Source organism: Massilia sp. CFBP9012 (assembly GCF_034045115.1).
In the GTDB taxonomy this organism is placed as follows: Bacteria; Pseudomonadota; Gammaproteobacteria; order Burkholderiales; family Burkholderiaceae_D; genus Telluria.
The window spans coordinates 66,632-81,882 of record NZ_JAXCWM010000004.1 but is presented as its reverse complement, the minus strand read 5'-3'; the positions used below and the strand labels follow the sequence as shown (position 1 = coordinate 81,882).

Annotated in this window: 13 protein-coding genes and 1 tRNA gene; 6 read left to right on the top strand and 8 right to left on the bottom strand. The window is 62.0% G+C overall.

Annotated features, from left to right (window positions below; genetic code table 11):
- Positions 1-33: 33 nt before the first annotated feature.
- The 5 genes from SOM61_RS07490 to SOM61_RS07470 all read left to right on the top strand — a co-directional run bounded on the left by SOM61_RS07490 (position 34) and on the right by SOM61_RS07470 (position 5,081).
- Positions 34-1,569 (top strand): fumarate hydratase, encoded by a 1,536-nt coding sequence (locus tag SOM61_RS07490; RefSeq protein WP_147935272.1) that lies wholly within the window; start codon positions 34-36, stop codon positions 1,567-1,569.
- Between the two features lie 13 nt (positions 1,570-1,582).
- Positions 1,583-2,440 carry a glutamate racemase gene (gene murI, locus SOM61_RS07485; RefSeq protein ID WP_320473494.1) on the top strand — a complete coding sequence of 286 codons (858 nt, stop codon included), beginning with the start codon at positions 1,583-1,585 and terminating at the stop codon, positions 2,438-2,440.
- A 94-nt stretch (positions 2,441-2,534) separates the two neighbouring features.
- Positions 2,535-2,610 (top strand) — tRNA-His (locus tag SOM61_RS07480).
- A gap of 64 nt (positions 2,611-2,674) precedes the next feature.
- On the top strand, positions 2,675-3,343 hold the full coding sequence (locus tag SOM61_RS07475; RefSeq protein ID WP_320473493.1) for a pentapeptide repeat-containing protein: 669 nt from the start codon (positions 2,675-2,677) through the stop codon (positions 3,341-3,343).
- Positions 3,344-3,512: 169 nt separating this feature from the next.
- Positions 3,513-5,081 carry a sensor domain-containing diguanylate cyclase gene (locus tag SOM61_RS07470; RefSeq protein WP_320473492.1) on the top strand — a complete coding sequence of 523 codons (1,569 nt, stop codon included), beginning with the start codon at positions 3,513-3,515 and terminating at the stop codon, positions 5,079-5,081.
- A gap of 18 nt (positions 5,082-5,099) precedes the next feature.
- Here SOM61_RS07470 and SOM61_RS07465 read toward each other — a convergent pair whose 3' ends face one another.
- The 8 genes from SOM61_RS07465 to SOM61_RS07430 all read right to left on the bottom strand — a co-directional run bounded on the left by SOM61_RS07465 (position 5,100) and on the right by SOM61_RS07430 (position 13,652).
- A complete protein-coding gene (locus SOM61_RS07465; RefSeq protein WP_320473491.1) occupies positions 5,100-5,510 on the bottom strand; it encodes a YXWGXW repeat-containing protein in 411 nt (136 codons plus the stop codon).
- A 203-nt stretch (positions 5,511-5,713) separates the two neighbouring features.
- On the bottom strand, positions 5,714-6,058 hold the full coding sequence (locus SOM61_RS07460) for an energy transducer TonB (protein ID WP_208279792.1): 345 nt from the start codon (positions 6,056-6,058) through the stop codon (positions 5,714-5,716).
- A 94-nt stretch (positions 6,059-6,152) separates the two neighbouring features.
- On the bottom strand, positions 6,153-7,922 hold the full coding sequence (locus SOM61_RS07455; protein WP_320473490.1) for a methyl-accepting chemotaxis protein: 1,770 nt from the start codon (positions 7,920-7,922) through the stop codon (positions 6,153-6,155).
- A gap of 360 nt (positions 7,923-8,282) precedes the next feature.
- Complete coding sequence (gene dusA, locus SOM61_RS07450) at positions 8,283-9,317, bottom strand: tRNA dihydrouridine(20/20a) synthase DusA (protein ID WP_320473489.1); 1,035 nt, start codon at positions 9,315-9,317, stop codon at positions 8,283-8,285.
- A gap of 305 nt (positions 9,318-9,622) precedes the next feature.
- Positions 9,623-9,937, bottom strand: a complete 315-nt coding sequence (locus SOM61_RS07445) for a hypothetical protein (RefSeq protein WP_320473488.1) — start codon at positions 9,935-9,937, stop codon at positions 9,623-9,625.
- A 177-nt stretch (positions 9,938-10,114) separates the two neighbouring features.
- Complete coding sequence (locus SOM61_RS07440) at positions 10,115-10,918, bottom strand: DUF4198 domain-containing protein (protein WP_320473487.1); 804 nt, start codon at positions 10,916-10,918, stop codon at positions 10,115-10,117.
- Positions 10,915-11,409: an EF-hand domain-containing protein gene (locus SOM61_RS07435; protein ID WP_320473486.1), complete on the bottom strand. Its 495-nt coding sequence runs from the start codon at positions 11,407-11,409 to the stop codon at positions 10,915-10,917. Before SOM61_RS07435 ends, SOM61_RS07440 begins: the two co-directional genes overlap by 4 nt.
- A 26-nt stretch (positions 11,410-11,435) precedes the next feature.
- The gene (locus tag SOM61_RS07430; RefSeq protein WP_320473485.1) at positions 11,436-13,652 is read right to left on the bottom strand and encodes a TonB-dependent hemoglobin/transferrin/lactoferrin family receptor; all 2,217 of its coding nucleotides are present in this window, start codon (positions 13,650-13,652) and stop codon (positions 11,436-11,438) included.
- 434 nt (positions 13,653-14,086) lie between these two features.
- Between SOM61_RS07430 and SOM61_RS07425 the strand changes: the two genes are divergently transcribed.
- Complete coding sequence (locus SOM61_RS07425) at positions 14,087-15,127, top strand: proline iminopeptidase-family hydrolase (RefSeq protein ID WP_320473484.1); 1,041 nt, start codon at positions 14,087-14,089, stop codon at positions 15,125-15,127.
- Positions 15,128-15,251: the final 124 nt, after the last annotated feature.

Here is a 15,251-nt window from a genome sequence, read left to right as displayed (position 1 = left end):
TTACATTCCTGGTACTCCTGAACGAGAGCGAACATGGCAACCGTGATTACCCAAGACGACCTGATTGAATCGGTCGCGGCAGCACTGCAGTACATCAGCTACTACCACCCGGCCGATTACATCCAGCACCTGGCGCGCGCGTATGAAAGCGAGCAGAGCCCGGCCGCGAAGGATGCGATCGCCCAGATCCTGACCAATTCGCGCATGTGCGCCGAAGGCAAGCGTCCGATCTGCCAGGACACCGGCATCGTCAACGTGTTCCTCAAGATCGGTATGGGCGTGCGCTTCGAAGGCTTCACGGGTTCGGTGACCGACGCCGTCAACGAAGGCGTGCGCCGCGCGTACAACTTCGCCGACAACAAGCTGCGCGCCTCGATCGTGGCCGACCCGCACTTCGAGCGCAAGAACACCAAGGACAACACCCCGGCCGTGGTCCACATGGAACTGGTCGAAGGCGACACCGTCGACGTCAAGGTGGCGGCCAAGGGCGGCGGCTCGGAAAACAAGACCAAGTTCGTCATGCTCAACCCGTCCGACTCGCTGGTCGACTGGGTGCTCAAGACCGTGCCGCTGATGGGCGCCGGCTGGTGCCCGCCGGGCATGCTCGGCATCGGCATCGGCGGCACCGCCGAAAAAGCGATGCTGATGGCGAAAGAGTCGCTGATGGAAGACATCGACATGTACGAGCTGCGCCAGCGCGGCCCGAACAACAAACTCGAAGAGCTGCGCATCGAACTGTGCGACAAGATCAACGCGCTGGGCATCGGCGCCCAGGGCCTGGGCGGCCTGACCACCGTGCTGGACGTGAAGATCAATATGTACCCGACCCACGCGGCCTCCAAGCCCGTGGCGATGATCCCGAACTGCGCCGCCACCCGCCACGCCCACTTCGTGCTGGACGGCTCGGGCCCGGCCTATATCGAACCGCCAGCGCTGTCGACCTGGCCTGACGTGAACTGGACGCCGGACACCGAGAAATCGAAGCGCGTTGACCTCAACACCCTCACCAAAGAGGAAGTCGCGTCCTGGAAGCCGGGCCAGACCCTGCTCCTGAACGGCAAGATGCTCACCGGCCGCGACGCCGCGCACAAGCGTATCCAGGACATGCTGGCCAAGGGCGAGTCGCTGCCGGTGGACTTCACCAACCGCGTGATCTATTACGTCGGCCCGGTCGATCCGGTCGGCAGCGAAGTGGTCGGCCCAGCCGGTCCCACCACCGCCACCCGCATGGACAAGTTCACCGACATGATGCTGGAGAAGACCGGCCTGATCTCGATGATCGGCAAGGCCGAACGCGGCCCGGCGGCGATCGAATCGATCCAGAAGCACAAGTCGGCCTACCTGATGGCGGTCGGCGGCTCGGCCTACCTGGTCTCGAAGGCGATCAAGTCCGCAAAAGTCGTCGGCTTCGAAGACCTGGGCATGGAAGCGATCTACGAGTTCGACGTGACCGACATGCCGGTCACCGTCGCCGTCGATTCCACCGGCACCTCGGTCCACAACACCGGCCCGAAAGAATGGTCGGCCAAGATCGAATCGCTGAAAGGCGTGCCGGTCACCGTCGCCTGATTCGAACCGGATCATGACCCTCCCCGACGCTCCGGTTGGCATCTTCGACTCGGGCGTCGGCGGCCTCTCGGTGCTGCGCCACATCCAGGCGCAGCTGCCGCACGAACACCTGCTCTACCTGGCCGATACCGGCTTTGCCCCCTACGGCGACAAACCCGAAGCCATCGTCGTCGAGCGCGTGCTGGCGATCGGCGATTTTCTGCTGGCGCGCGGCGCGAAAGCGCTGGTGGTCGCCTGCAATACCGCCACCGTGGCGGCCGTGCGCGAACTTCGCTCGGTGCACCCCGGCCTGCCCATTGTCGGCGTCGAACCCGGCCTCAAACCCGCCGCCGCCCTCACCCGCACGGGCAAAGTCGGCGTACTGGCCACCGAGCGCACCCTGAATGGCGCCAAGTTCCTGCAGCTGCGCGACCAGATCCACCGCGATTCCGGCGCCGACTTCCTGCTGCAGCCCTGCGTCGGCCTGGCCGACCAGATCGAGTTCGGCGAACTCGATTCGCCCGCCACCAGCGCGATGCTGGAACGCTTCATCATGCCGCTGCTCACCCAAGGCGCCGACACCCTGGTGCTGGGCTGCACCCACTATCCGCTGGTGCGCGCCTCGATCGAGCGCCTGTTGAAAAACGCCGGCCGGCCGGACGTGGCCCTGGTCGACACCGGCGACGCGGTGGCGCGCCAGCTTGCGCGCCTGCTCGCCGCCGGGGGACTGCTACGCGCGCCGGGCGCCATCCCTGCCAGCCTGACCGGTTACACCAGCGCCAGCGCGACAGCGCTGACGGCGGCGTTTCGCAGCCTGCTGGGCATCGACTCACCGGTGCATGAGGCGCAGGTCGCGGTCCCCCGTGACTGGCAAAACGGCCGAACGATTTAAAGTTGCCACTTTTTTTGCGAGGCTATATAATCATGCTCTGCCTCGGCAATGACGAGACAGTAAGTAGCAAGACAAGCAGTAATGTAGTTCAATGGTGGCTGTAGCTCAGCTGGTAGAGTCCAGGATTGTGATTCCTGTTGTCGTGGGTTCGAGCCCCATCAGCCACCCCAAGTATTCATCAAGAAAGGTCACCCGCTTCGGCAGGTGGCCTTTTTTGTTTTCCGAAGGATCCGCATGCACATCACCGGACAAACCCTCTCCCGCGCGGACGTCGAAGCGGCATTGCCCCAGGCTCCACTCGTCTTCCAGGAATGCGACCTGGACGGCGCCGACCTGTCGCGCCTTGACCTGCGCAACTGTACCTTTACCAGCTGCAGCATCGCCGAGACCTCGTTCTACGCCGCCAAGCTGGGCCAGACCGCCTGGCAACGCTGCCGCGGCCGTCAGGCCGACTTCGAAGCGGCCGACCTGACCGACGCCCGCTTCCAGAGCTGCGACCTGAACAACAGCAGCTGGCGCCGCTCCCACCTGGCGTCCCTTGCCTTCAAGGGCTGCAAGCTGACCGGGGCCAATTTCGAGGAGGCGGCCCACCTAGGCCTGGCGTTCGAGGATTGCCTGCTGGTGGGCGCCGACCTGCGCCGCATGTCGTTCCGCAAGGCCAAACTGATCCAGCTCGACTTCGGCGACGCCGACCTGGCCGCCTGCGACTTTCGCGACGCCGTGTTCGAAGGCGGCAGCCTGCGCGGCGCCAACCTGAAGCAGGCGCGCTTCGACAATGCCGACCTGCGAGAAGCCGACCTGGGCGGCATCACGCTGGCCGACGTCAAGCTGTTCCAGGGCACGTGGATCACGCCGCGCCAGGCTGCCGAACTGGTCAGCGAACTCGGCTTGCGCGTAGCCTGAATACTCTTTACATTTGGCAATATCACCACGAAACAGATGTAAAAAGACACAACTTAGCGGCCGGATAATGATTGATGTGCGACAATTGGTGAGTTTTCTATAGGAAATTCGAGTCGCCTTCCTTGAATGCCGGATTGCAGGCATCGCGCACCGGCGGCTCCCCCGATTTATGCCAGACAAGCGTACCGCCCCCGAGATCTCCCGCCTGACCGCCGAAAAACGTCCAGCAGTGCGCAACGCCGTGCTGTTCGTGGCCGCCCTGTGCCTGCTGTTGCTGACGATACAGGTCTCGGACGGCTGGCGCGCGCGCAAGGAGCGCCTGGCCGAGGTGGGCATCGCCACGACGAATATGTCGCACGCGCTGGCGGCCCAGGCCGAGAGCGCGGTGCGGGTGGTCGATACCGTGCTGGCCGGCGTGGTTGAGCGGATCGAAAACGATGGCATGGCGGGTGCGGGGCGCCCACGCCTGCAGCTGCACCTGAAGAATATGGTGACCCAGGTCGACGAGCTGCATGGCTTGTTCGTGTTCGGCGCCGACGGCCATTGGCTGATGACCTCGCAGGACCGCATTCCGCTGTACACCGTCTACGACCGCGAGTATTTCCAGCACCACCTGAACAATCCCGACCGCTTCATCCACGTCGGCAAGCCGGTACGCAGCCGCTCCAGCGGCGAATGGGTGCTGCCTGTCTCGCGCCGCCTCAATAATCCGGACGGCACGTTCGGCGGCGTCGCACTCGGCACGATCCGTATCGATTACTTCTCCACCCTGTACAAGACCTTCGACGTGGGCAGCAATGGCGTGATCATGCTGACCCTGGACGACGGCACCCTGATCTACCGCCTCCCGCACAGCGAAAAGCTGATCGGAACCGATATCAGCAACGGTCCGGTGCACCAGATGTACCGCAGTTCCGGGCCGGCTGGCACCGCCATGCTGCGCTCGAAAATCGACGGCATCGAAAGGCTGTACAGCTATCGCCATCTGGAGACCTATCCGCTGATCGTCGCCACCGCACAGTCAAAGCAGAACATCCTGGAAAAATGGCTGAAGTCGATGCTCGGCCAGGCCCTGATCACGCTGGTCGCCATTGCATTGCTGCTGTATTTCGGCCGGCGCCTGGTGCGCCAGATCGTCATCCGCGACCACCTCGAGCACGAGCTGGTGCAGGCGCGTGAACTGCTGCAGGAACATAACCGCGCGCTGACGGTCCTGGCCGACCACGATAGCCTGACCGGCATCGCCAACCGGCGCCGCTTCGAGGAAGCCCTGGACGTGGAGTTCGCGCGCGCAAGCCGGAGTGGCGCGCCGCTGTCGCTGCTGATGTTCGACGTCGATTACTTCAAGCGCTATAACGACACCTATGGCCACGTGGCCGGCGATGCCTGCCTGCGCCAGGTGGCGCTGGCGCTGCAGGAAAGCCTGGTGCGGCCGGCCGACCTGGTGGCGCGCTTCGGCGGAGAGGAATTCGTGGCCCTGCTGCCGGATACCGATCCGGCCGGCGCCAGGATGGTGGCCGAACGCATCCGCCAGGCGGTGATGGCGCTCGGGATCCCGCATGCCGGCAATGGCACCGGCGTGGTGACCATCAGCGTGGGCGTGTACACCAGCGGCGCCGGTGGCGGCATGGAGACCGACAGCCCCACCGCGCTGGTGGAGCGGGCCGACGCCCTGCTCTATCGGGCCAAGCAGTCGGGCCGCAACCAGGTGTGCGGCGGCGATCTCGCCGCACCCTGAGCCGGGGGCCCGCCTGCATCAATAGCGGTAAGGGTTGTTCGGGCGGGCGTCGTGGCGGTTGGGGACGCCGTCGCGATCGCGGTCACGGTTGCGGTACGCGGCCACCTGGCGCGACTGGTGCCAGCCGCCGCGCTCGAGATGCCAGCCATTACGGTCCTGGCGCCATTGCGCGCGCTGGTAGGCATAGCCCGGACGCACTTTCTCCCAGTGGCCGGCGACCCAGTCGTGACGGCGGCCGTTCCAGTCCCAGTAACCCGACACCCATTCAAAACCGCGGCGCGCGGCCGGCACGGCTTCGCGGCGGGGCGCTGGCGGCGCCTTCTTGATGACGATCACTTCGGCCCGCGGATGAGCGGCCTGGGCCTGCACTGGTGCGAATGCTGCACTGCCGATCAGGATGGCGGCGGCGGTAGCGAGGATGGTTTTCATGGTGCTCTCCGTTTCGGTTGGTGTGAAACCACTATAGCGAGACGGGACGCCAAAAAGATGAACTGAAGGAAGTCTTTACAGTCGATACATGCCGCTACAAACTTGTAACAGCGAAGGGAGAAGCGGAGGAGGAGGATGAGGAAAAGCGGGCGCTGCAAAAACACAGCCGGCGATGGAAGCCGGCTGTGTAAAGGGGGAAGGTATTAGTCCAGCTTGAAGGCGTAGTCGACCTTGGTCCAGGTCTGGGCTGGCGCGCCATCCTTGGTGCCCGGCTTGAACTTGCACGAGGTCAGGCCCTTGACCAGTGCGCGGTCCAGGTTCTTGAAGCCGCTCGACTTGTCGATCTTCGATTCCGCCACGGTGCCGTCCGCGTTGACCAGGAACGATGCCGAGGTCGTGCCCTGCTCTTCGTTCATCAGCGACGACTTCGGATATTCGATGGTGCATTTCTTCGGATCGAACGACGCCGGGGTTTCGGCGGCGAAGCTGGCGCTGGCGGCAGCGGTGAGGGTCAGTGCAACGAACAGCTTGGCGGACAGGTTTTTCATGATTTCCCCAAATAAGGTTTTTAAGAGTTAAATGTCGTGATGCGTGCTGCGCGCCGCCCGACTGGCCAGCGCATGACTGCTTAGTAATAAGTACTTAGAATTCTTCCCACTCGTCGTTACCGGCGGTGGCAGCTGCCTTTTTCGGCTTCGGCGCAACTACCGCCTCGTCCGGATTCACCGCGGCGCTGGCGGCGGCCGGCTTTTTAGGAGCCGGCGGTGCGGAGCGCTTGGCAGCAGGACGGACCACCACCGCGGTGGTGGTCGCGACTGGCGCCTGCGCCTCGAATTGGAACTGTTCACCCTCTTCCAGCTTGAAGATGCTGACCACCCGGGCCAGTTCGCCGGCCTGGTCTTGCAGGCTCTGGGCGGCCGCGGCGGCTTCTTCCACCAGCGCGGCGTTTTGCTGGGTCATGCCATCCATCTCGATGATCGAGGTGTTGACCTGGGCGATGCCGGCGCTCTGCTCGGCGCTGGCGTTGGCGATCTCGCTCATGATGTCGGTCACGCGCTTGACGCTGGACACCACTTCATCCATCGTCACGCCGGCCTGGCCGACCAGTTTGCTGCCGCGATCGACTTTCGACACCGAATCGTCGATCAGGGTCTTGATCTCTTTGGCTGCCGCAGCCGAACGCTGGGCCAGGTTGCGCACTTCGGAGGCAACGACCGCGAAGCCGCGGCCCTGTTCGCCGGCACGGGCCGCTTCGACTGCCGCGTTCAGCGCCAGGATATTGGTCTGGAAGGCGATGCCGTCGATCACGCCGATGATGTCGGCAATCTTGCGGGCCGAGCCATTGATCTCACCCATGGTGCCCACCACTTGCGACACCACCTCGCCACCCTTGCTGGCGACGTCCGAAGCGGCCGCGGCCAGCGCGTTGGCTTCACGGGCATTGTCGGCGTTCTGCTTGACGGTCGAGGTCAGCTGTTCCATCGCCGAAGCGGTCTTTTCCAGCGAGCTGGCCTGCAGTTCGGTACGCGACGACAGGTCGATATTGCCGGCAGCGATTTCACGCGAGGCGGTGCCGATGGTTTCGGTGCCGCGGCGCACCTGGGCCACGATATCCACCAGGCTGTTACGCATTTCTTTCATTTCGACCAACAAGCTGCCGCGGTCCGATTCCTTGGTGTCGATGGCGATCGACAGGTCGCCGTGGGCGATGCTGCCGGCGATCTTGGCAGTGTAGCCAGGCTCGCCGCCGAGCTGCTTGAGCAGGCTGCGGGTGATCACGACAGCAGCCGCCACACCCAGGACCACGGCCAGGGCCAGCAGGACCAGCATGAAGTTACGGGCATTGTCGAACGCCGCTTCGGCATCGGCCTTGGTCTGGGCGTTCTGTTTTTCTTCCTGGGCAGCCAGCGCGTTCAGCGCGTCGGTCCACTTGCGCTGCACCGGACGCACTTCGCGCACCATGACGCGGGTAGCGTCCATGGCGTTGGCGGCCAGATACAGTTCGGTAGCGCGGGCGATCGCCGGCATGGCGGCGGTTTCATGTTCCTTGATCTGGCCCAGCAGCGCCTTTTCCTGGTCGTTGCCGTTCGATGCGAACAGGGCGGTCAGTTTGCGCTGGGTTTCGTTGTACTGGGCGGTCTGTTCCTTGAACTTGGCGATCTCCGGTTCCATGTCGGCAGGGTCGGCCATCAGGGTCAACACGCGCAGCGACTGCAGGCGATCGTTGACGTTGTTGCGCATCTCGATCACGAGGCCGGTCGACACATTGCTCACGCTGACCACGTGGTCAAGGCGATCCTGAATCTGCGCCATGCGCAGGATACCCACTACAGCAACCGCTACCAGCAGCACCAGGATCAGTGCGAAACCGAGGGCCAGACGGGTACCGACCTTCATGTTGTTCAAATTCATTCGTGTTTTCCCTGTAACTTTATTGATCGAAACTCGCTCGGAGAGACAAGCGCCGTGCGAAGCGCATCTGAAATCGGTGTTTCTGCACGATTTCGAGTGTTTCCGACAGGATAAATCAAGATTTCATGTCGCTAGTCAGAAAATCTCTTGCTCGACCGAATTGTTTCGGCACAACAACAGGCTTGATACAGTGCAACATTGGAACAGGTCTGCATTATGGAACGACTATTTCCACACAGCAAGCAATTTTGAAACTTGTATGGTTGTTTAGACAATCAAACGTATCGATTTGTCGACAAGAAATAAAAAAAGGCGTGCCTTGGCACGCCCTTTTGTTACTTTTGGATAGATTGTCGGCATCTAGGCTGCGGCTGGCATCCTGGCAGCCGCCTCGAGCAGCAGACGCGCATCGCCCAGCGCCAGCTTCTTCGAATCGGACAGGGTCTGGCGGAAAGAACGGGCGCCCGGCAAGCCTTGCATCAGGCCCAGCATGTGGCGCGTGATGCTGTTGAGCTTCAGGCCCAGCGGGCCGTACCGGCGCAGCTGCTCCTCGATGTACGGGATCATCGCTTCCAGCACCTCGACCCGCGAGCGCGGGCGACCGGCATCGGTGTCGCCATAGAAACGGCGGTCCCAGTCGGCCATGGTCCAGGGGTTGTGATAGGCCTCGCGGCCCAGCATGACGCCGTCGACGTGCTCCAGGTGCAGCGCAATCTCGTCGTCGCTCTTGATGCCGCCGTTGATCAGGATCTCGAGGTCAGGGAATTCGCGTTTTAACTGGTAGGCCACGGCGTAGCGCAGCGGCGGGATCTCGCGGTTTTCCTTCGGCGACAGCCCTTTTAACACGGCATTGCGGGCGTGCACGATGAAGGTCTTGCAGCCGGCGTCGGCGATAGTGCCGACGAAATCGCGCACGAAGCCGTATTCCTCGTCGTAATCGATGCCGATGCGGTGCTTTACCGTGACGTCGATCGAAACCGCGTCACGCATCGCCTTCACGCAATCGGCCACCAGTTGCGGCTCATTCATCAGGCAGGCGCCGAACGCGCCCTTCTGCACCCGCTCGGACGGGCAGCCGCAGTTGAGGTTGATCTCGTCATAGCCCCATTGCTCGCCCAGCTTCGCGCTTTTCGCCAGGTCGGCCGGATCGCTGCCGCCCAGCTGCAGGGCGATCGGATGCTCGATGTCGTCGTAGCGCAGGTGGCGCTCGACGTCACCGTAGACCAGGGCGCCGGTGGTGACCATCTCGGTGTACAGCCAGGTATGGCGGGTGATCTGGCGGTGGAAGACGCGGCAGTGGCGGTCAGTCCAGTCCATCATGGGGGCAACCGAGAGGCGGCGCGAGGGCTGGATGGGGGCTGGGGCGATGCCTGGGATGGTCGAAGTGGTGCTCATGCTGGGAGGGAGTGGTCGCCAGTAAAAGGACGACGGATACTGTCGGGAACCCGCAATGATAAGCCAAAGCTACCCGGACCGCACGTTTGGTGCGGAACAGTTTTGCAAACGCCTTACTAGCAAACCGTCCGCTGTAGTGCGGCCGGCCTGAGCACCAACTTCCAAACTTACTACCAGGTCAACCCAGGCAATATGGAATGTCGAGCTCGTGTCCGAATGTCAGACATGCCCCTACCCGTGGCCCAAGCAGGCTCTAAAGAACTGAGCGCGAGCTGTCGGATGTGCGCCCGTCCAGCGAACGTTGATTAACTCTTTTCCAGTCTGCGCAAAAACACGGACATTTCTTTTTCCGTCTGCTTATCACGATTTCTTTTTGCCGCCTCGATTCCACGCCGCCAGGCTTCTCCGGCCCCGATGAGATCGTTCAGGCCGAATCTTGCCTTTCCCAGCAGTTTCCACGCAGCGGAATAGTTCCCGTCGATCGCGAGGCAGGCTTCGAGATGTTGTCCAGCCTGAAAAAAATCATTGTTATCGATATAGAGTTTGCCGAGACCGAACCGCAACAGGGCACTATCGCGTCCACCAGCCAGCATCTTTTCAAGCACCTTTACATCAGCCATTCACATGTCCTTTTTCGAAACGAACAGGACCGATCGATGACGATCGGCATGCTTGAAGACCCAACTTCGACAGCATGCAGCCAGCCATGGCTCGGCTTCCCGTTCCTGATTTACGGACGTTATAAAGGCTCAAGCGCACTTGAGGTCAAGTAACACGCAGAAAGAGCAGTCAGCCAATCATTGATCCAACACGCGGAAAGTCAATGTGTAATTATGACCGTAGCTCGGCGCAGCAGCACCGGCCGGTGCGGGTGCCCGGTGCCGGATCAGCGCGAGATAGATACCCGGTTTCGCCAACGGCAAGACGGCTTTCCCCTGGGAGTCGGTCGAGATGCTCTGCACGGTGCTCTGGCTTGCCAGGTCCATCGGCGAGCGATAAATGCTGACCTTCTGGTCCACCAGTGGTTTGCCATCGAACTGCACGATGAACTCGAATTTTTCGTCGACAACCAGGTCGCTCGGATGGGTGATGGCGACGATTTCCAATCCCTTACCCACCGGCGCCAGCGCTTTCACCGATGGCTTGTCGGCAGTGACGTAGGCCTCGGAAATCGACAGCGACTGGTAATGGGCCAGCAACTTCGCATCGGCAGGCATGACCTGCTGTGGATCCCGTGCAGACTCGGTCTTGCCGTTGCGCTCCCAGGTGCGAAACACGGCGCCCAGCCGTGGGCCTGTGCTGAGGCGATACGTCCCCTTTTCGCCGGGAAGTACTTGCTCCGCTACCGTCCGCTGCTTGAACTGATGGATGTCGCCGAAGGGAATGCGCTCCCCCTGCGGCGTGACGATCGAAAATGCCGTGCCGCCGAACGCTACGTCTGAAACGAAGAACTTTTCAGTGAACCCCGCCTCGACACCAATCGAGCCCTTCGGCTGAACGTCGAAGTTATTTGGCAACAAGAAGGGCGTATGCGCGTGAGCTGCGCCGGCCACGAGCCCCGCTGCCAACAGCAGCGCGCGCAGTGATGTGGCGGGCATCATGGCTTGGCTCCGTCTGCCTGATCGACCTTGCCGTCGCCGTTCTTGTCGTTTTGCTTGAAGGTCTTGTCGGCGATCGCGATGTCTTCTTCCACTGTCAATTTGCCGTCCTTGTCGGTGTCCAGGATCTTGAAGCGCACGTGCGCCTGCTTGATCGAGCTGGCGTACCGTTCGTCCTGCGCCTTGCCGGCGTATTGCTGCTTCAGGCGGCCTTCGTATTCGGCCACGTATTCCTCTTCGCTGAGCCAGCCGTCGCGATTGACGTCGGCCGCCACGAAGCGCTGCTTGCGTACCGTGTCGTATTCTTGCCGTGTTACGACTCCGTCGCGGTTGGCGTCGTAGCTACCCATAAATGCCGCCAAACCGTGTCCGCCAGCGGGCGCCGTGGGTCCCTCTGCTGCCCCCACTGGAGCGGAAGCGGTCATTGCCACGACCATGACGGTCATGGCGAAACGGAACCCGTGCGTGCCGGGCTGGATATTCTGCTTTTTCATGCGTGCCTCGTTTGTGTTGAATAAAATTAGAACGCCATGCGCAAGGACATGGCCACCGTGCGGCCCGGTTCGGTCAACAGTTCGATATCGCGCCGGTCGCGCGCGACAGAAGGCTGCAGATTGCGCGAGCTCGAGTAATCCCAGTAACGCTTGTCGCCCAGGTTGTAGAAGCCGGCGTCGAGGCGCACGTTCTTGTGAACCTGCCAGTAACTGACCAGATCGAACGTGGCACGGCCCGGCACCCGGAACAGCGCCGTGGTGGAATCGCTCAAAGCCGGTCCGGCGTTGGTGTAGGCATCCCGGTTGGTCGCCACGGCCTGCTTGCCGGCGACGAAAGTGCCGACCAGATTCAGTCCCCATGCTTTCAGTGGCGCGTCGTAACCGGCGCCGATGACCGCCTTGCGTGGCAACACGGAATCGAGTGGGACATCCTTGTCGCCGGCGTAATTCGATTTTGCGGTGCCGCGACTCAGCCCCAGGGCCCAGGTCGTATAAAACCCCTTGGCGTATGGACTCCATTGTCCGTGTTCGAGCCGGGTGCTGAGTTCAAAACCATAGATCTTGGCGTCGTCGCGATTGTCCGCCTGGTAGATTGTGCCGATGTGCGCGGGCACATTCGTGAACATGCTGGGGAACGCGGCGCGGGCGTAGCGCGTGTAGGCGATGAAATCCTTGTACTTCGTGTAGAACACAGACGTCTGCAAGGCCATTCCCGGCGTCGGCTTGCCCTTGATGCCGAGTTCGACGGCATCGCTGGTTTCCTCTTTCAGCGCGCGGTTTCCGACCAGCGCATACTGGTTGCCTGTGGCGTAATTGCTGGCAAGGTTCCAGGTGCCGAAGATCTCGCCGGCCGACGGCGCACGTCCGCTGCGTTTGTATTGCGCATACGCCAGCACGTTCGGCATCATCGCGTAGCTCAGGCCGAGACTCGGGCTCCAGATGGTATTGCTGGGGCTCCCGTACATCTTTTCCACGTCGGCTGGCGTCAGGATGCCCGTAGCAAAATTGCCCAGGTCACGCATCTTGATCCTGACATAGTCGCCACGCACGGCCGGCGTCAGCACCAGGCGACGCCCTCCCAGGTCGAAGCTGATATCGTCTTGTAAGAACAATCCCGCCCGCACAGTCGTCGTGTCAGGCTGCGGCTTCATATAGCCGGCGACATTCCACGGCCGCTCGACGTCCTGCGTCGATGCATTGATGCCATAGCTGAGATAGTGCCGATCCAGCCGCTTCGTGACCACGCTCGACACGCCCCAGGTCGCCGTCTCGTTCTCGGAAACATTACGCACACTGGCGTTGGTCGACAATGTCGTCGTGTCCGTCGTGTCTTCGGTATCGGTGCTCTGGAAATACAGTCGCGAATCCGCCTCGTCGGCCCAGCCGTTGTTTGGCCTCCATTGATGCGTCAACTGCAGCGTGTTGCGAGCGGTCTTGCTGTGCTGCTGAGAATTTTCGGTGATGAAGCTGCTGTTCGTATCCCAGCCATGGAACGATGTGTCGTTCCTGCGCCGGTACAGGTCGGCGGACAGCTCGAGTCGATTGGCGGCATCGATGCGCAGTCCGCCCTTGAGCAGGAAGGCGTCGGAATCCCAGTCGTTGGGCATGCTGTCGACGACATCGCTATTGTTCCGGGTCGCGTGCCCGTCGCGGCGCGAGTAACTGACCAGGCCGTCCAGGTTGCCGCTTCGGCCTGCCGCAGTCAGGCTCTCGTTCCAGGAGCGGTCGGCCGAGTCGTAGCCAACTTTGCCACCGTAGTAATGAACCTTACTGCCGCGCAGATAGTCATCGGCGGATTTGGTTTTGAAGCTCACCGCCCCGCCGATGCCGCCTGCCGACCGCTTGGCCGAGGTAGTGCCGAACAGGATGTCGGCCGAGGAAAACATTTCGGGATCGATGAAGTCGCGGCCGACACCGAAAGTATTGGCGCCCACGCGGCTGACGTACGGACGGCTGGTGGCGTCAGGCATTTCAATGCCATCGATGTCCATCCCGACACGATTGCCCTCGATGCCGCGGATGTTATAGCCAGTGCTACCAGACCGGTCGAAGGTGCTGCGATTGCGCGTCGTGCCCGACGCAGTACCGGGGGCGGAAACCAGCGGCTGGTTGCGCACCACGTCTTTCAGATTGTTGGCTCGCTCGAGGTCGGCGCCACTGACCGTCGCGGTGGTCCCTGCGTCAGTCGATGCCTGCCCGACGATGTCGATCCGGGGCATGGTTTCTGCGACGCCGGAAGGCATCTGGACATCCTGGTGGGCAAATGCGGGCGTCATGAGCAAGGCGGAGATCGCGCAAGCCAGGACGGCACGTTCTGGAAGCGGCGTCGGTCGATGGGCCCCAAACAGGCCCCGCTTGGGGCTTGAACCCTGTACGGCGTATCTATTCATGTCATCTCTCTCAGGCGAATAAGTAGCCAGCTACCTCCTCTCTTCTTGCAAGGCTTTCTAGCTGGAAAAACAATTATATGTTTAATGAGAATGATTGTCATTATCATTCGTATTATTATTCGCATTTGAGCTTTCCGCATCTCCGCGCTGGTTGCATCGAAAAACGCCATGCTCAGCCATACGAAGATTCGATTTCACTACCCGCCCCGCATGCCTCACCATGCCTGACTCGAAATAACACCGCCGCCCCCAGGGGCATTCCCCCGGCATCTTGACTGACACCTGACATGAAAAACATCCTGATCGCCTGCCTCCTCGCAGGCCTGGGCCTGGCCAGCGCCAGCGCCGCCGAACCATCCCGGCAACAACAGCAGCTCGCCAAGCAGGCCCTCCCCGGCGTGCGCATGATCCCGATCCACACGCCCAAAGGCGATTTCAAGGTCTGGACCCGGCGCATGGGCGACAACCCGACCGTCAAGGTGCTGCTGCTCCACGGCGGTCCCGGGTCTACGCACGAATACTTCGAAACCTTCGACAACTACTTCCCAGGTGCGTCGATCGAGTACTACTACTACGACCAACTGGGGTCATGGTTCAGCGATCAGCCCGAAGACCCGTCGCTGTATACCGTCGAGCGCTTTACCGACGAAGTGGAGCAGGTGCGCAAGGCGCTCGGCCTGGACAAGGACAATTTCTACCTGCTGGGGCATTCCTGGGGCGGCATCTTGGCCATCGAATATGCCCTTGCCCACCCCGGCAAGCTGAAAGGACTGGTGATCTCGAACATGATGGCCAGCGCGCCGGCCTACAACGCCTACGCGCAAAACGTGCTCGCGCCGCAGATCGACCCGGCCGTGCTGGCCGAGGTGCGCAAGCTCGAGGCCGAGGGCAAGACCGACGATCCGCGCTATATGGAACTCCTGATCCCGCATTTCTACGAACGCCACATCCTGCGCAGGCCGCTCGCGGAGTTGCCCGAACCGGTGCTGCGCAGCTTCGGGCATATGAACCAGAAAATCTACAAGCCGATGCAGGGGCCGAGCGAGCTGGGCGTCTCGGGCCTGCTCGAGAACTGGGACCGCTTCGACGACCTCGAACGGATCGACGTGCCCACACTGGTAATCGGTGCACGCTACGACACCATGGACCCGGCCCATATGAAAAAGATGGCGCAACGCCTGCCGCAGGGACAATTCCTGTACTGCGAGAACGGCAGCCACTCGACCATGTATGACGACGCCGGCTGCTACTTCGATGGCCTGCTCAAGTTCCTGCGCGGCGCACCCGCACGCACAGCGGCCAAGCCGCGCTCCCTGCGCTCCTACTAAAAGACCGCAGCGCGCGAGCGCACAAAAAACGTCGGCATTGCCGGCAATGCCGCTAAGTTAAGCTAGCCGTCAAATACGTCGTCCCCGCGCAGGCGGGGACCCAAGCTCTGCAAACGTGTCGAAA